We start from the raw sequence: 17,273 nt of genomic DNA, 5'->3' as shown, positions 1-17,273 counted from the left end.
CTCGATAATCGCCCATTCCCGATCTGTCAGTTCGTACCGCCGCCGTGCCATCAAGCCCTCCAACTCTGGAGGCCTCTGAATCACGCCAATCGCCAATCCTCAAGGCTTTTTATGAGTTTACGGCCTAGACATGTTTGCGAGAGAAACGGCTGTTCATGGCTGGATTAGATCATGAACGGGCCGAATAGGACAGAGGGAGCGCGGCCTTGGTCGGGGCGCGCTCGCAAAGCAAGAAAAGCGGGATGCCGGGTCAAGCCCGGCATGACGGGATGGGGATGGAAGCCAGCGACCATTTTTGGTCACTCCTGCAGATAATCCTGGACCTGGAAACCGGCCACTCTTTTGTGTGGTATGCCGGACGCCGAATGACGAAATCTGATGTTAACCGCCCTTCCGGCGAGCCGAGATGCCGTTGTTCAGATCGTGCCAGACCGTAGCGCCTGCATAGGGCGAGACCTGCCAAAGCTGCCCTTCACGTTCTTGTCCGCAAAAGATACAGCGGCTGTATACGTTGTCGAGATTGTGCCAGTTATGAGTTGCACCAAGCCCATCGCAGTCTCGCCCAAAACCTGCGACACCCATGCGTAAAAGGAAGAACGGTAATCGACCTCGCACCCATGTCCGTAGCGCATGGGGGTGATCGCCAAACTCGGCGCGAGCAACGGAAAGAGGCCACATGCAGCAACCTTAGCAGATGTGGCTTCAAGTCTGCTATTGGGGCGATTGCTGCCGGTCGATTTTTCTTCGCGGAGCGTCAGCTATCGCCGGTAATGTCTCCAAAAGCTGACTGACTAAAATCCACCCAACTCCGTCATCCCCGCTCAGCGTGGCGGATGGAGGCCGGGGATATTGTCGATCGTGACCCAGCCCTGCACATAATTGGCATAATAGAGGCCGAACAGGACAGCCGAGAGCAGGGTCGCGCGCAGCATGACGCGGCCGGGGCGGAAGTTGCTGGGGGCGCTGTCCGCCTGGCCCTTCAGCAGTAGCTCGCCCGTCTCGTCGGGCGTGCGCAGGCCAAAGGGCAGGACGAGGAAGGCGCTGATCACCCAGAACAGCACATAGATGGCGAAGATCGCGTACCAGTTCATCCGGCCCGCCCGTTATTGCAGCGCATGCCCCTACCCTCTCCCGTCATTGCGGCGCTTCGATTGCCATGACGATTCAACTTTGATCTGCCCGAGCCTAGAGCGAGATGATATGAGATCAACCCATGCCGTCATCTCGCTCCAGATGTTTCCGGCTACGCGCGAAAGCGCCGTCCGCATCTGCCCGAAGGTCGGACGCGAACGGCACTCTGGCCTAAATCATCCGCGGATCAGCAGTACGTCGACGATCGGCTTCTTGCCGGTCCAGCGGGTCGCGGTGCGGCGCACGGCGAGGCGCAGGCGTTCGCGCAGGGCTTCCTGCTCCATCGATCCCTTGGCGACGGCGGCCGCCGCTTCCTCGGCCGCTTCGGCGAGGAAGGCATCCTTGTCTTCCTCCACCGGCACGCCCTGGGTGCGCAGCACGGGTTCGCCGATCAGCCGGTTCTTGGCATCGAGCGCCACGGCGACGCTGATCTGGCCGTGCAGGCCGAGCTTGCGCCGCTCGTTCATGGTCGCGCCGTCGGCCGGCAGGATGACGTCGCCGTCGAGGACCAGACGGCCGGTATCCTCATGCCCGATGATCGTCGGCTTGCCCGGCGCCAGGCGCAGCAGGTCGCCGTTGGACTGGACCACCGCATCGGGGATGCCGGTGGCGAGGCCAAGCCGCGCCTGCTCCGCCATGTGGCGGCGCTCGCCATGGACCGGCAGCAGGATGGCGGGGCGGATCCAGCGATACATGGATTCGAGTTCCGGACGGCCCGGATGGCCCGAGACATGGACCTCGGCCTGGCGGTCGGTCACCATGATGATGCCCTTGGTCGCCAGCGCATTCTGGATGCGGCCGATCGCGATTTCATTGCCCGGAATCTGCTTGGACGAAAAGACGACGGTGTCGCCTTCGGCCAGCTTGATCGGGTGGCTGTCAAAGGCGATGCGCGACAGGGCGGCGCGCGCCTCGCCCTGGCCGCCGGTGGCGATGAACATCACTTCCGAGCGGGGCAGGTCCATCGCATCGTCCCAGTCGACCAGCGGCGGGAAATCCTTGAGATAGCCGGCGGCCTTGGCGGTGCTAATGATGCGGTCGAGCGAGCGACCGGCGACGCACAGCTTGCGCCCGGTGGCGGCCGCAACCTCGCCCAGCGTCTGCACGCGCGCGGCGTTGGAGGCGAAGGTGGTGACCAGCACGCGGCCCTTGGCTGCCGCGACGGTCTGCATCAGGCCATCGCGCACGGTGCTTTCAGAACCCGATGGTTCTGGATTGAAGACATTGGTGCTGTCGCACACCAGAGCCAGCACGCCCTCGTCACCAATCGCGGTCAGTTCTTCCGGCGTGGAGGGCTGGCCGAGCAGCGGGGCTGAGTCCAGCTTCCAGTCGCCGGTGTGGAAGATGCGGCCGTGCGGCGTGTCGATCAGGACAGCATTGCCCTCCGGGATCGAATGGGCCAGCGGCACGTAGCGGAAGCCGAACGGGCCGAGATTGAAGCTGCCCTCATTCTCGATGACGTGGAGCTTCACCTCCTTGGTCAGGCCCTCTTCCTCCAGCTTCAGCCGGATCAGGCCGGCGGTGAAGGGCGTGGCATAGAGCGGCACGCCCAGATCCGCCGCCAGATAGGGGATGGCGCCGATATGGTCTTCATGGCCATGGGTCAGCACGATGCCGAGCAGGTCGTCCTTGCGCTCCTCGATGAAGGCAAGATCGGGCAGCACCAGCTCGACGCCGGGATAAAGCGGGTCGGCAAAGGTCAGGCCGAGATCGACCATGACCCATTTGCCCTGGCAACCATAAAGATTGACGTTCATGCCGATCTCGCCCGAGCCGCCAAGGGCCAGGAAGAGCAGCTCGTCCTTGGGTGTCATTCTGTCTGTAAACTCCGTTCGTACAGCAATGCGAGGCCCTGGATCGTCAGGTCGGGCGCGATCGCATCGAAAATATCGCTATTGTCATTGAAGAGGACAGCGAGTCCTCCGGTCGAAATCACTTTGGTCGGGCGGCCGATCTCGGCCCGCATCCGGGCGACCAGCCCCTCCATCATCGCCACATAGCCCCAGAAGACGCCGATCAGCATGGCGTCGGCGGTAGTCCGACCGATAACCGATCGGTTCTCCGGCGGGGCGATCGCGATGCGGGGCAGCTTGGCCGCGGCTGCCACCAGCGCATCGAGCGACAGGTTGATGCCCGGCGCGATGATGCCGCCCTTATAGGCGCCGCGATAATCCACCACGTCGAAGGTGGTCGCCGTGCCGAAATCGATGACGATCAGGTCGCCATCATAAAGATGGTGAGCCGCGATCGCGTTTACAACCCGGTCGGCACCGACCGAGGCGGGTTCGGCCACGTCCAGTTCGATGCCCCAGTCGACCAGCCCCTGGCCCGCGACCAGCGCGGTGGTCTTGAAATATTTGTCGGCCAGCACCTGAAGATTATGGAGCGCGCGCGGCACGACCGTGGCGACGATCACCGCGTCGACATCGGCCATGGCATAGCCTTCCAGCATCAAGAGCTGGTTCAGCCACACCGCATATTCGTCAGCCGTGCGGCGCGGGTCGGTGGCGATGCGCCAGCGCGTCCTGATCTCACGCCCGTCGAGCAGCGCGAAAACGACATTGGTGTTGCCCGCGTCGATCGCGAGAAGCATGGCCGAACCCTCAGATGAGAAAGATATCGCCGGCATGAATGGCACGGGTGTCGCCATTCGCCAAGCGCAGGATCAACATGCCCTGGCTGTCGAGCGTGCCGAAGCCGCCCTCCACCACGTCGCCGTCGGGCTGGACGACACGCATCGGCGTGCCGGTCGGATGGGCGTTGAGCAGCCAATGGGTGCGTACCGGATCAAGCCCCTGGGCACGCCAGATCGCCAGCCAATGGGCGAAAAGCTGGGCGAGACGCGCCAGCAGCGCGGCGGCGTCCGCTCCCTCCCCGTCCGCGCCCTGGGCTGCGAGGCTGGTGACCGGACGGTCGAGGCCTTGCGGGAAATGGGTGACGTTGATGCCGATGCCGACCACCACGGCATCGCCGGTGCGTTCCAGCAGGATGCCGGCGATCTTCGCGCCATCGACCAATATGTCATTGGGCCATTTGATCCGCGCCTGTCCGGCACAGAGCGGCGCGACCAGCGCATGGACGGCGTTCGCCGCGACCAGCGCCAGCGTGTGCGCCATCGGGTCGCCCGGCTGCAGCCGGATCAGGGTCGAGCAATAGAGATTGCCGACCGGGCTTTCCCACGCCCGGCCCAAACGACCGCGGCCTCCGGACTGTCGCTTTGCGCGCAGCCAGAGGCCCTCGGTTTCACCCTGCTCCGCCAATGCCAGCATGTCGGCATTGGTGGAGCCGGTTTCTTCTACGGTGCGGAACTGCGTCAGAACAGCGAAGCCGCCGCAGCCGCGCTGGCCTTGTCCAGCAGCGGGTTGAGCAGATAACCGAAGACGATCACGATGGCGCAGGCGGCCATGATGATGTTTTCGACCGCCCCGCCCTTCGCCTCATAGGGCGCGGCCGGCTCGTCGAAATAGATCGTCTTGATGATCTTGAGATAATAGAAGGCGCCGATCACCGACATGGCGATGCCGAAGGCGGCGAGCGCGGTCAGGTTGGCGGCAACCGCGGCATCGAACACCAGGAACTTCGCCCAGAAGCCGAACAGCGGCGGGATACCGGCCATCGAGAACATGAAGATCGCGAAGGCGGCCGACAGGCCCTTGCGCGACTGCGACAGGCCGGCGAGGCTGGCAATCGTGTCGACCGGCTTGCCGTCGGCATCCCGCATCTGAAGGATGCAGGCGAAGGCGCCGATGGTCATGACGACATAGATGGCCATGTAGCTCATCGTCGCGGCAACACCGGCGGGCGTGCCGGCGGCGAGGCCGACCAGCGCGAAGCCGACATTGTTGATCGACGAATAGGCCATCAGACGCTTGATGCTGGTCTGGCCGATCGCCGCGACCGCACCGAACAGGATCGACGCGAGCGCAACGAAGATGATGATCTGCTGCCAGTCGAGACCGGCCGGGCCGAGCGCTTCGATCGCGACGCGGACCATCAGGCCCATGGCGGCGACCTTGGGCGCGCTGCCGAAGAAGGCGGTGACCGGGGTCGGCGCACCTTCATAGACGTCGGGCGTCCACATGTGGAACGGCACGGCGCTGATCTTGAAGGCAAGGCCCGCGAGCACGAAGACCAGACCGAACAGCTCGCCCTTCGACACGCCGTCACCCATGGCAATGGCAATGCCGTCGAACGCGGTCGAACCGGTGAAGCCGTACAGCAGCGAGATGCCGTAGAGCAGGATGCCGCTGGCCAGCGAACCGAGCACGAAATATTTCAGGCCCGCTTCCGACGATTTTTCGTCCTGGCGCATGAAGCTGGCCAGCACGTAGGATGCGAGGCTGTTCATTTCCAGGCCGACATAGAGCGTCAGCATGTCGCCGGCCGAGACCATCATGCCCATGCCGATGGCGGCAAAGACGATCAGGACGGCATATTCGGGACGCAGCGCGCCGCCGGTGGCGAAGAAGCGCGGCGCCAGCAGGATGGCCGCACCGGCCGCGCCATAGATCAGCGCCTTGGCATAGACCGAGAAGGCGTCGGCACGGACCAGGCCGTCAAACGCGACCGGGCCATGCGCCATCGAGGTGCAGAGGCTGAGGCCGGCGGCGAGCAGCGCAAGCACTGCCAGCCAGTTGACGGCATGGGTCGAGCGGTCACCACCAAAGGCAGCGATCAGCATCAGCACCAGGCCGGAGCCGGTGAGGATGAGTTCCGGCAGTACGGCCAGAAGGGAAGCGGTTTCGATCATTAGTGCGCCTCCCCGTGCGCAGCGGCTTCTTCATGATGGCCCTCGCCTACCGGCTTGGGCGCACCCATCTTGATCTGGGAATCTCCTGCGGGAGCCGCAGGGGCGAGACGCGCTTCGAGCGCGCGGATGTCGGGACGCATCGGGGCCAGGAAGCTTTCCGGATAGACGCCCATCCAGAGCACCGCCGCGGCAATCGGGGCGAGCAGCCAGATTTCACGCGCCGACAGGTCGGGCATGGCGGCGGCATCGGCGTTCACCTGATCGCCGTAGCAGATGCGGCGATAGAGGTAGAGCATATAGGCCGCACCCAGGATGATGCCGGTGGTACAGATCAGCGCCGCCCAGGTCGAAACCTGATAGATGCCCATCAGCGACAGGAATTCGCCGACGAAGTTGCTGGTGCCCGGCAGACCGACCGACGCCATGGTGAAGAGCAGGAACAGCACGGCGTAGCGCGGCATGTTGATCGCGAGGCCACCATAGCGGTTGATCTCACGGGTGTGCAGGCGGTCATAGATGACGCCGACACAGAGGAACAGCGCGCCCGACACCAGGCCGTGGCCCAGCATGACCATCATCGCGCCTTCCAGGCCCGCCTGGTTGAAGGCGAACAGGCCGATGGTGACGATCGCCATGTGCGCGACCGACGAATAGGCGATCAGCTTCTTCATGTCCGACTGAACCAGCGCGATGAGGCTGGTATAGACGACGGCGACCATCGACAGGCCCCAGACCCAGGGCGCGAGCTGCGCCGAGGCTTCCGGGAACATCGGCAGCGAGAAGCGGATGAAGCCGTAGCCACCCATCTTCAGCAGCACGCCTGCCAGGATGACCGAACCGGCGGTCGGCGCCTGAACGTGCGCGTCGGGCAGCCAGGTGTGGACCGGCCACATCGGCATCTTCACCGCAAAGCTGGCGAAGAAGGCCAGGAACAGCCAGATCTGGATCTTCGGATCGAAGTTGTAGGCCATCAGGTCGGGAATGCGGGTCGTGCCGGCCTCATGCACCATCCACATCATCGCGATCAGCATCAGGACCGAGCCGAGCAGCGTGTAGAGGAAGAATTTGTACGAGGCGTAGATACGGTTCGCACCACCCCAGATACCGATGATCAGATACATCGGGATCAGGCCGGCTTCGAACATGATGTAGAAGAGGTAGAGATCCTGCGCGGTGAAGACGCCGATCATCAGCACCTCCATGAACAGGAACGCCGCCATATATTCGCCGACGCGCTTGTTGATCGCGTTCCAGCTGGCGCCGATGCAGATCGGCATCAGGAACACGGTCAGCGCGATCAGCAGCAAGGCGATGCCGTCGATCCCGAGCGCCCACGCGAAGCGGCCGAAGATCGGCGCATATTCGGTGAACTGCCACTGGGCGCCGGCGCCCGACTGATCGAAATTGACCCACAGGACGATGCCCAGGACCAGATCGACCAGCGTGGCGATCAGCGCAATCCAGCGCGCATTATTGGCGCCAGCGAAGAGGCAGGCGATGGCACCAGCCATCGGCACTGCCATCATCAGGGAGAGGATGGGGAAGCCGTCCATTATCGTGTCATCGCCCAGGTTGCAGCCGCGGCGAGGCCAATCAGCATCACCAGCGCATAGGTGTAGAGGTAGCCGGACTGAAGCCGACGGGTGATCTTGTTGCCCTGCACGACCAGAGCAGCCAGCCCGTTGGGGCCGAAGCGGTCGATGAAGCCGACGTCACCGAACTGCCAGAAGAAGCGGCCGATGGCGAAGGCGGGCTTGACGAACAGGAAGTTGTACAGCTCGTCAAAATACCACTTGTTCAGCAGGAACTGGTGCAGGGCGCCGAAGGTGGCGACGAAGCGCTGCGGCCAGTCGGTGTTCTTGATGTAGGCGAGCCAGGCAATGACCAGGCCGGTCAGCATCACGGTGAACGGACCGAACTTGACCCAGGTCGGCACTTCATGCGCGGCGTGCATCAGGTGGCTGTCGAACGCCAGGGCGCCCTTCCAGAACTCGATGCCCCCTTCCGGACCAATGAACTGGTCGTGGAAGACGAAGCCGGCGAACACGGCGCCCAGGCTGAGCACGAGCAGCGGGATCAGCATGACCAGGCCGCTTTCATGCGGGTGATAGCCACCGGTGCCGTCACCAGCATCATGGGCATGATGGTCATGGCCATGATCGGCGTGCGCGTGGGCATGATCGTCATGACCATGGCCGGCATGGGCGTGATCGTCATGGCCGTGGCCGTGATCGTCGTGCCCATGGGAGTCATGGAGGGCATGCTGGATATGTTCCGACTGGGTCCAGCGCGGCTTGCCGAAGAAGGTCAGGAAGACCAGGCGCCAGCTGTAGAAGCTGGTCAGCAGCGCGGCGAACACGCCGACATAATAGGCACCGATGCCCGCACCGCCCGACGCGAAGGCCGCTTCGAGAATGCCGTCCTTCGAATAGAAGCCGGCGAAGCCGACGCCGACGAGCGGCAGGCCAACGCCCGTGATGGCGAGAGTGCCGAGCGTCATGGTCCAGAAGGTCACGGGGATCTTCTTACGCAGGCCACCATAGTAGCGCATGTCCTGCTCATGGTGCATCGCATGGATGACCGAGCCGGCGCCCAGGAACAGCAGCGCCTTGAAGAAGGCGTGGGTGAAGAGGTGGAACATCGCCGCGCCATAGGCGCCGCAACCGGCCGCAAAGAACATGTAGCCCAGCTGCGAACAGGTCGAATAGGCGATGACGCGCTTGATGTCGGTCTGCACGGTGCCGACGGTGGCGGCGAACAGACAGGTGGCGGCACCGACATAGGTGACCACGGTCAGCGCGGTCGGCGACATTTCGAACATCGGCGACAGACGGCAGACCATGAAGACGCCGGCGGTGACCATGGTGGCCGCGTGGATCAGCGCCGACACCGGGGTCGGGCCTTCCATCGCGTCGGGAAGCCAGGTGTGAAGGCCGAGCTGCGCCGACTTGCCCATCGCGCCGATGAACAGCAGCAGGCAGAGCACGGTCATGGTGTCGAAGCGGTGACCCAGGAAGCCGATGGTCGAACCCGCCATCGACGGGGCCATTTCCAGGATTTCCGGGATCGAGATGGTGTTGAACACCAGATAGGTGCCGAAAATGCCCATCATGAAGCCAAGGTCGCCGACGCGATTGACGACGAACGCCTTGATCGCGGCCGCGTTGGCCGAAGGCTTACGGAACCAGAAACCGATCAGCAGGTAGGAGGCCAGACCCACGCCTTCCCAACCGAAGAACATCTGCAGCAGATTGTTCGCGGTCACGAGCATCAGCATCGCGAAGGTGAAGAGCGAAAGATAGGCGAAGAAGCGCGGCTGATCCGGCTCTTCGTCCATATAGCCCCAGCTATAGAGGTGGACGAGGCTGGACACGCTGGTGATGACCACCAGCATGACCGCCGTCATGGTGTCGACCCGCAACGCCCACTGGGCGTCGAAGCTGCCGCTTTCGATCCAGGTGAAGACGGGCGCGACATAGGGTTCGGCATGGCCGGTCAGGAAGCTGATGAAGATCGGCCAGGACATGGCGCAGGCTGCGAACAGCGCGCCAGTCGTGACGATCTTCGCCGGGATCTTGCCCAGGGCCTTGTTGCCCAGGCCGGCGATGGCTGCGGCGAGCAGCGGGAGAAGGACGATAAGCTGGATCATGGGATTTGGCTCAGCCCTTCATCCGGTTGACATCGTCGACGGCGATGGTGCCGCGACCACGGAAGTAAATGACGAGGATGGCGAGGCCGATGGCCGCTTCACCCGCCGCGACGGTCAGCACGAACATCGAGAAGACCTGGCCCACCAGATCGCCCAGGAAGGCGCTGAAGGCGACGAGGTTGATGTTCACGCTGAGGAGGATCAGCTCGATCGCCATCAGGATGATGATGACATTCTTGCGGTTGATGAAGATGCCGAGCACCCCCATCACGAAGAGGATGGCGCTGACCACCATATAATGTTGAAGGCCGATCACAGCTCCACCCCCTGCCCCACGGGCTGATTGATGTTGCGCACGGCGTCCTGCGGACGACGGCGGTTCTGCTTGGCAACATTCTGACCACGGACGCCGCCACGGGCACGATGGGTCAGCACGATGGCGCCGATCATCGCGACCAGCAGGACGATACCCGCCGCCTCGAACAGGAAGATGTAGCGGGTGTAGAGAATGCCGCCGATCGCCTGGATGTTGGAAAGTTCCGGATTGGCCGGGGCCGCACGCTGCGCGAGTTCGATCGGACCGGCGCTCCACAGGCCGATGCCCAGGACGATTTCCGCCAGCAGCACCAGCGCGATCAGCAGGCCGAACGGCAGATAGCTGACGAAGCCGGCGCGCAGTTCGGCGAAGTCGATGTCGAGCATCATGACGACGAACAGGAACAGCACCGCGACCGCGCCGACATAGACGATGACAAGCAGCATCGCGATGAATTCGGCGCCGAGCAGGATCATCAGACCGGCAGCGTTGAAGAAGGCCAGGATCAGCCAGAGGACCGAGTGGACCGGGTTGCGCGACAATATCGTGAGCGCGCCGCTGCTCACCACCAGAATGGCGAACAGGTAAAAGGCGAGGACGTGGATCACAGGTTCATATTCCCTTTGACGCCGGCGGCTTAACGATAGGGGGCATCGGCAGCAAGATTGGCAGCGATGGCACGCTCCCACTTGTCACCGTTTTCCAGGAGCTTGGCCTTGTCGTAGATCAGCTCCTCGCGGGTTTCGGTCGCGAACTCGAAGTTCGGGCCCTCGACAATCGCATCGACCGGGCAGGCTTCCTGGCAGAAGCCGCAATAGATGCACTTGGTCATGTCGATGTCGTAGCGCGTGGTGCGGCGGCTGCCATCGTCGCGCGGCTGCGCCTCGATGGTGATCGCCTGCGCCGGACAAATGGCCTCGCACAGCTTGCACGCGATGCAGCGCTCTTCCCCATTGGGATAGCGACGCAGCGCATGTTCACCACGGAAACGCGGCGAAATCGGGTTCTTCTCGTACGGGTAGTTGATCGTCGCCTTGGGCTTGAAGAAATACTTCAAGGTCAGCCAGTGCGCCTTCACGAACTCCCAGAGGGTGAAGCTTTTGACGTAGTAACCGAGGCTCATTGTGCGCCTCCATAGCGCGTCAGCATGAGGAAGCCCGAAACCAGGAAGACGAAGAAGAGCGAGGTCGGCAGGAAGATCTTCCAGCCCAGCCGCATCAGCTGGTCATAACGGTAGCGGGGCACCGTCGCCTTCACCCAGGAGAAGACGAAGAAGAAGAAGGCGATCTTGAGCAGGAACCAGATGATACCCGGCACCATGTACAGCGGCGCCCAGTCGAACGGCGGCAGATAGCCACCCCAGAACAGGATCGCGTTGAGGCCGCACATCAGGATGACGTTGGCATATTCGCCGAGCCAGAACAGGGCGAAGGCCATCGACGAATATTCGGTCTGGTAACCCGCGACCAGTTCGGATTCCGCTTCGGTCAGGTCGAACGGCGCGCGCGCCGTTTCCGCCATGGCCGAAATCAGGAACATGATCGCCATCGGGAACAGCAGCGGGTTGAAGCCGTTGCCGTTGAGGAAGCCATAATAGCCCTTCTGGCTTTCCACGATCGCCGACATGTTGAAGCTGCCGGCCCACAGCACGACGGTGATCAGGATGAAGCCGATCGAGACTTCATAGCTGATCATCTGCGCGCTGGCGCGGATCGCGGAGTAGAAAGGATATTTGGAGTTGGACGCCCAGCCCGCCAGCACCACGCCGTAGACGCCGAGCGACGAGATGGCGAGGATGTAGAGCAGGCCGACATTGACGTTCGACACCATCACGCCGACGCCGAAGGGGATGACGGCCCAGGCCATCAGCGCCACGGTGAAGGTGATGATCGGCGCGATTAGGAACAGGGCCTTGTTCGACGCCGAAGGAACGATGGTTTCCTGCAGGAAGACCTTGAGGCCGTCCGCGAAGGACTGAAGCAGGCCCAGCGGGCCGACGACGTTGGGACCACGGCGCAGCGCCATGGCCGCCCAGATCTTGCGGTCGGCATAGATGATCATGGCGACGGCCAGCATCAGCGGCAGGGCGATGACCAGGATACCGATAATGGTCGAAAGCAGCCAGGCGCCCTCGAAAGGCAGGCCAAGGCCTTGGAAGAAAGCGGTCACTCTGCGGCCTCCGCGAAGCTTTCACCATGGATCAGCTCGGCCGAGCATTGCTGCATCGTCGGGCTGGCGCGGCAGATCGCGTTGGTGAGGTAGAAATCCTTGATCGGCGAACCCAGCTCGCCGGTCGCTCCGGTGGGCAGCGACGGGACCGACCAACCATAGTCGGCGATACCTTCGACGCCCAGCGCGGGAACCGCCTTGACCATTTCGGCGCGCAGCGCGTCGAAGCTGTCGAACGGCAGCTTGGCGCCCAGCGCTTCCGACAGGGCACGCAGGATCGACCAGTCCTCGCGGGCATCGCCCGGCGCGAACACGGCCTTTTCACCGAACTGCACCCGGCCTTCCAGGTTGACGTAGGTGCCGGCCTTTTCGGCATAGCTTGCGCCCGGCAGGATCACGTCCGCCGCGTGAGCACCCTTGTCACCATGATGGCCGACATAGACCTTGAAGCTGGTTTCGAAGGCCGAATAGTCGACTTCGTCGGCACCCAGCGAGAAGAGCAGCTTCGGCGCGGCCGCAGCCACCGCCTTGATGCCGCCCTTGGTCGCATAGCCCAGCATCAGGCCGCCCATGCGGGCCGCAGCGAAGTGCAGGACGTTGTAACCGTTCCAGCCGTCCTTGATCAGGCCCAGCGTATCGACCAGCGCCAGCGTGTCGCCATGCGCGCCGTCCTTGGCCAGCACGCCGCCGCCGACGATCATCGCCGGACGGGCAGCGCCCTTGAAGGCTTCGAGCACGGCGTCCGGCAGCTTGGCCAGCAGCGACGCGTCATTGCCCAGCCATTCGACCTTGTAGGTCAGGTCGAATTCGGGACCGACGGCGAAGACCTTCGTGCCCTTCTTGATCGCCTTGCGGATGCGGGTGTTCACCAGCGGCGCTTCCCAGCGCAGGTTGGTGCCGACCAGCAGGATGACGTCCGCGGTTTCGAGATCGGCGAGCGGCGTGTTGAACACCACCGACGACAGGCTCGACACGTCGTAGGACAGGCCGGTCTGACGGCCTTCCAGCAGCGAACCGCCAAGCTTTTCGACCAACGCCTTGCCGGCGAACATGGTTTCGCAGTCGAGCAGGTCACCGGCGATCGCCGCGACGCTGCCGCCATGCTGGACGGCGGCGACGGCAGCGAAGGCTTCCGCCCAGGTCGCCGGCACCAGCTTGCCATCCTTGCGGACGAACGGCTTGTCGAGGCGCTTGCGGACCAGACCGTCGACATTGTGCCGGGTCTTGTCCGACGCCCACTCCTCGTTCACGTCGTCATTGATGCGCGGCACGGCGCGCAGCACCTGACGACCACGGCTGTCGAGGCGGATGTTGGTACCGAGCGCGTCCATCACGTCGATCGCATGGGTCTTCTTGAGTTCCCACGGGCGCGCTTCGAAAGCGTAGGGCTTGGCGGTCAGCGCGCCGACCGGGCAGAGATCGACCACATTACCCGACAGCTCGCTCTTGGCGGCATGTTCGAGATAGGTGGTGATCTGCATATTTTCGCCGCGATAGATGGCGCCGATTTCCGGCACGCCCGCGACTTCCTCTGCAAAGCGCACGCAACGGGTACACTGGATGCAGCGGGTCATGACCGTCTTGACGATCGGCCCCATATTCTTCTCGGTGACGGCGCGCTTATTCTCGTCATAGCGCGACGAACCACGGCCATAGGCGACCGACTGGTCCTGCAGGTCGCACTCGCCACCCTGGTCGCAGATCGGGCAATCCAGCGGGTGGTTGATGAGCAGGAACTCCATCACCCCTTCGCGGGCCTTCTTGACCATTTCGCTGTCGGTGCGGATTTCCTGGCCTTCGGTGGCCGGAAGCGCGCACGAAGCCTGCGGCTTGGGCGGCCCAGGCTTCACCTCGACCAGGCACATGCGGCAATTGCCGGCGATGGAAAGGCGCTCATGATAGCAGAAACGGGGGATTTCCTTCCCCGCCTGCTCGCAAGCCTGGAGGACTGTGGCGCCCGCCGGGACTTCGAGTTCTACGCCGTCTACTTTGACCTTCGGCATGGTTACTCCGCTGCCTCCATGACGGGGGCACTACCCTTGTTCTCGTTGATCCGGCGCTCGATTTCCGGACGGAAGTGCCGGATCAGCCCCTGGATCGGCCATGCCGCTGCGTCGCCAAGCGCGCAGATGGTGTGGCCTTCAACCTGCTTGGTCACCTGGAACAGCATGTCGATTTCGCTCTGGTCGGCGTCGCCGGTGCGCAGACGCTCCATGACGCGCCACATCCAGCCGGTGCCTTCGCGGCACGGCGTACACTGGCCGCAGCTCTCATGCTTGTAGAAGTAGGAGAGACGCGAAATGGCGCGGACGATGTCGGTCGACTTGTCCATGACGATGACGGCGGCGGTGCCCAGGCCCGAGCCCAGCGCGCGCAGACCGTCAAAGTCCATCGGTGCGTCCATGATTTCCTTCGCAGGAACCAGCGGCACCGACGACCCGCCCGGAATGACCGCGAGCAGATTGTCCCAGCCGCCACGGATGCCGCCGCAATGGCGATCGATCAGTTCGCGGAACGGGATCGACATCGATTCCTCGACGACGCAGGGCTTGTTCACATGACCGCTGATCTGGAACAGCTTGGTGCCGCGGTTATTTTCACGGCCAAAGCCGTTGAACCAGGCGGCGCCACGACGCAGGATCGTCGGCGCAACCGCGATCGATTCCACGTTGTTCACGGTGGTCGGACAGCCATAGAGGCCCGCGCCGGCCGGGAAAGGCGGCTTCAGGCGGGGCTGGCCCTTCTTGCCCTCGATGCTTTCGATCTGGGCGGTTTCCTCGCCACAGATGTAAGCGCCGGCGCCACGATGGACGAACACGTCGAAATCATAGCCCGAACCGCAGGCATTCTTGCCGATGAAGCCCTTTTCATAGGCCTGCTCGACGGCGGCGAAGAGCACCTTCGCCTCATAGATGAATTCGCCGCGGATATAGATGTAGGCGGCACGCGCCCGCATCGCGAAACCGGCGATCAGCGCGCCTTCGATCAGCTTGTGCGGATCGTGGCGGATGATTTCGCGGTCCTTGCACGAACCCGGTTCGGATTCGTCAGCGTTGATGACGAGGAAGCTGGGACGGCCGTCCTTGCTTTCCTTGGGCATGAAGCTCCACTTCATGCCGGTCGGGAAGCCGGCGCCACCGCGGCCGCGCAGGTTCGACGCCTTGATGGTATCGATGATCGCGTCCTGGCCGATTTCCATCAGCTTCTTGGTATTGTCCCAATCGCCACGCTTCATCGCGGCATCGACGCCCCAATCCTGGAAGCCGTGGACGTTGGTGAAGATGCGGTCCTTGTCGGACAGCGGCCCGACGAAGGGGGCCGGTGCGGGTGCATCGGTCATGCCGTCGCTCCTTCGTTCCATTGACCGCGATAGTCGTGATTTTCGCCGACCATCTCCTTGAGGGTGGTCGGGCCACCTTCCGGCGCGCTGGTCTGGCGATCGATCTGCGGGCCGATCTTGGGCTGGCCGCCGGCGGCCAGCGTTTCCAGGATGGCGATGGTGCTGTCGTAGGTCAGATCTTCGAAATTATCGTCGTTGATCTGGACCATCGGCGCGTTGGCGCAGGCACCAAGGCATTCGACCTCATTGAGGGTGAACAGGCCGTCGGGGGTCGTGCCGCCCTTGACCAGGCCCTTGTTCTTGCACGCGGCAAAGACATCGTCCGACCCGCGCAGCATGCACGGCGTCGTGCCGCAGACCTGCACATGGTAGCGGCCGACCGGCGCGAGATTGTACATGGTGTAGAAGGTCGCGACCTCATAGACGCGCATGTACGGCATATCGAGCTGACGCCCGATATATTCCATGACCGGGACCGGCAGCCAGCCATTGGTCTGGGTTTCGGCACCGACCTGACGCTGGGCCAGATCGAGCAGCGGCATCACGGCCGACTGCTGGCGACCGGCGGGATAGCGCGCGATGACCTTCTTGGCCTGCTCGGCATTTTCGGGCGTCCACTCGAACGCGCCCCAGCGCGCGCGGGTTTCGGCCTCATCGGGGATATGAACTGCGTCAGCCATTATCGGTCACATTCTCCGAACACGATGTCCATCGCGCCCAGTACAGCGGTTGTATCGGCCAGCATGTGGCCCTTCATCATGAAGTCCATCGCCTGCAGATGGCTGAAGGCGGTCGGGCGGATCTTGCAGCGATAGGGCTTGTTGGAGCCATCGCTGACCAGATAGACGCCGAATTCACCCTTCGGGCTTTCGGTCGCCACATAGACTTCGCCCGCGGGGACGTGGAAGCCCTCGGTATAGAGTTTGAAGTGGTGGATCAGCGCTTCCATGTCCCGCTTCATCTCGCCGCGCTTGGGCGGGGAGACCTTGCGGTCGAAGCTGGCGATCGGCCCTTCGGGCATTTCGCTGAGGCACTGCTTCATGATGCGCGCGGACTGGCGCACTTCCTCGACGCGGACCATGAAACGGTCATAGCAGTCATAGGCGGTGCCGACCGGAACGTCGAATTCCATGCGGTCATAGACGTCGTAGGGCTGCGCCTTGCGGATGTCCCAGGCGATGCCCGAACCACGCAGCATCGGGCCGGAGAAGCCCCACTTCAGCGCATCTTCCTTGCTGACGATCGAGATGTCGACATTGCGCTGCTTGAAGATGCGGTTGTCGACAACCAGGCTCATCGCGTCCTCGAACAGGCGCGGCAGACGGGTGTCGAGCCAGTCGGCGATGTCGGTCAGCAGCTTGAGCGGCACGTCCTGATGGACGCCACCCGGCCGGAAATAGGCCGAGTGCATGCGGGCGCCCGACGCGCGCTCGAAGAAGTTGAGGCAGTCCTCGCGGATTTCGAACAGCCACAGGTTCGGCGTCATCGCGCCGACGTCCATGACGTGCGAACCCAGGTTCAGCATGTGATTGCAGATGCGGGTCAGTTCCGCGAAGAACACGCGCAGATATTGCGCGCGCAGCGGCACTTCCAGGTCCAGCAGCTTTTCGACCGCCAGAACATAGCTATGCTCCATGCCGAGCGGCGAACAATAGTCCAGCCGGTCGAAATAGGGCAGCGCCTGCATATAGGTCTTGTGCTCGATCAGCTTTTCCGTGCCGCGGTGCAGCAGGCCGACATGCGGGTCGCAGCGCTCGACGATCTCGCCGTCCAGTTCCATGACCAGACGCAGAACGCCGTGCGCCGCAGGGTGCTGCGGACCGAAGTTGATCGTGTAGTTCTGGATTTCCGTGTCACCATAGGCCGGGTCGGCCGCATCGGTGACATGATCCATCTTTTCGAGATAGTCGGACATCAG

Annotated in this window: 15 protein-coding genes; all 15 read right to left on the bottom strand. The window is 63.2% G+C overall.

What is annotated here, in order from left to right:
• Positions 1-821 precede the first annotated feature (821 nt).
• On the bottom strand, positions 822-1,091 hold the full coding sequence (locus tag CG471_RS15665; RefSeq protein ID WP_007714730.1) for a DUF1467 family protein: 270 nt from the start codon (positions 1,089-1,091) through the stop codon (positions 822-824).
• A gap of 216 nt (positions 1,092-1,307) precedes the next feature.
• Positions 1,308-2,945: a ribonuclease J gene (locus CG471_RS15660; RefSeq protein WP_099232407.1), complete on the bottom strand. Its 1,638-nt coding sequence runs from the start codon at positions 2,943-2,945 to the stop codon at positions 1,308-1,310.
• Positions 2,942-3,724: a type III pantothenate kinase gene (locus CG471_RS15655; RefSeq protein ID WP_099232406.1), complete on the bottom strand. Its 783-nt coding sequence runs from the start codon at positions 3,722-3,724 to the stop codon at positions 2,942-2,944. The genes CG471_RS15660 and CG471_RS15655 overlap by 4 nt, the downstream gene beginning before the upstream one ends.
• A 10-nt stretch (positions 3,725-3,734) precedes the next feature.
• Entirely contained in the window at positions 3,735-4,448 is a 714-nt protein-coding gene (locus tag CG471_RS15650; protein WP_099232405.1) for a biotin--[acetyl-CoA-carboxylase] ligase, read from the bottom strand.
• The gene (gene nuoN, locus CG471_RS15645) at positions 4,445-5,881 is read right to left on the bottom strand and encodes an NADH-quinone oxidoreductase subunit NuoN (RefSeq protein ID WP_004211750.1); all 1,437 of its coding nucleotides are present in this window, start codon (positions 5,879-5,881) and stop codon (positions 4,445-4,447) included. Before nuoN ends, CG471_RS15650 begins: the two co-directional genes overlap by 4 nt.
• The gene (locus tag CG471_RS15640; RefSeq protein WP_007714750.1) at positions 5,881-7,434 is read right to left on the bottom strand and encodes an NADH-quinone oxidoreductase subunit M; all 1,554 of its coding nucleotides are present in this window, start codon (positions 7,432-7,434) and stop codon (positions 5,881-5,883) included. The genes nuoN and CG471_RS15640 overlap by 1 nt, the downstream gene beginning before the upstream one ends.
• A complete protein-coding gene (gene nuoL / locus CG471_RS15635; protein ID WP_099232404.1) occupies positions 7,434-9,530 on the bottom strand; it encodes an NADH-quinone oxidoreductase subunit L in 2,097 nt (698 codons plus the stop codon). Before nuoL ends, CG471_RS15640 begins: the two co-directional genes overlap by 1 nt.
• A gap of 10 nt (positions 9,531-9,540) precedes the next feature.
• Entirely contained in the window at positions 9,541-9,846 is a 306-nt protein-coding gene (gene nuoK / locus CG471_RS15630; protein WP_004211745.1) for an NADH-quinone oxidoreductase subunit NuoK, read from the bottom strand.
• On the bottom strand, positions 9,843-10,454 hold the full coding sequence (locus CG471_RS15625; protein ID WP_004211740.1) for an NADH-quinone oxidoreductase subunit J: 612 nt from the start codon (positions 10,452-10,454) through the stop codon (positions 9,843-9,845). The genes nuoK and CG471_RS15625 overlap by 4 nt, the downstream gene beginning before the upstream one ends.
• Before the next feature lie 29 nt (positions 10,455-10,483).
• On the bottom strand, positions 10,484-10,969 hold the full coding sequence (gene nuoI, locus CG471_RS15620; protein WP_004211738.1) for an NADH-quinone oxidoreductase subunit NuoI: 486 nt from the start codon (positions 10,967-10,969) through the stop codon (positions 10,484-10,486).
• Positions 10,966-12,015, bottom strand: a complete 1,050-nt coding sequence (gene nuoH, locus CG471_RS15615; RefSeq protein WP_099232403.1) for an NADH-quinone oxidoreductase subunit NuoH — start codon at positions 12,013-12,015, stop codon at positions 10,966-10,968. Before nuoH ends, nuoI begins: the two co-directional genes overlap by 4 nt.
• Positions 12,012-14,018: an NADH-quinone oxidoreductase subunit NuoG gene (gene nuoG, locus CG471_RS15610; RefSeq protein ID WP_099232402.1), complete on the bottom strand. Its 2,007-nt coding sequence runs from the start codon at positions 14,016-14,018 to the stop codon at positions 12,012-12,014. The genes nuoH and nuoG overlap by 4 nt, the downstream gene beginning before the upstream one ends.
• Positions 14,019-14,020: 2 nt before the next feature.
• Positions 14,021-15,355 (bottom strand): NADH-quinone oxidoreductase subunit NuoF, encoded by a 1,335-nt coding sequence (nuoF, locus tag CG471_RS15605; protein ID WP_004211735.1) that lies wholly within the window; start codon positions 15,353-15,355, stop codon positions 14,021-14,023.
• Complete coding sequence (locus tag CG471_RS15600; RefSeq protein WP_004211734.1) at positions 15,352-16,035, bottom strand: NAD(P)H-dependent oxidoreductase subunit E; 684 nt, start codon at positions 16,033-16,035, stop codon at positions 15,352-15,354. Before CG471_RS15600 ends, nuoF begins: the two co-directional genes overlap by 4 nt.
• Positions 16,035-17,270, bottom strand: a complete 1,236-nt coding sequence (locus CG471_RS15595; protein ID WP_099232401.1) for an NADH-quinone oxidoreductase subunit D — start codon at positions 17,268-17,270, stop codon at positions 16,035-16,037. The genes CG471_RS15600 and CG471_RS15595 overlap by 1 nt, the downstream gene beginning before the upstream one ends.
• Between the last annotated feature and the right edge of the window lie 3 nt (positions 17,271-17,273).

Source organism: Sphingobium sp. IP1, assembly GCF_002708645.1.
Lineage (GTDB): Bacteria > Pseudomonadota > Alphaproteobacteria > Sphingomonadales > Sphingomonadaceae > Sphingobium > Sphingobium yanoikuyae.
This window is presented reverse-complemented; position numbering and strand designations above follow the sequence as displayed.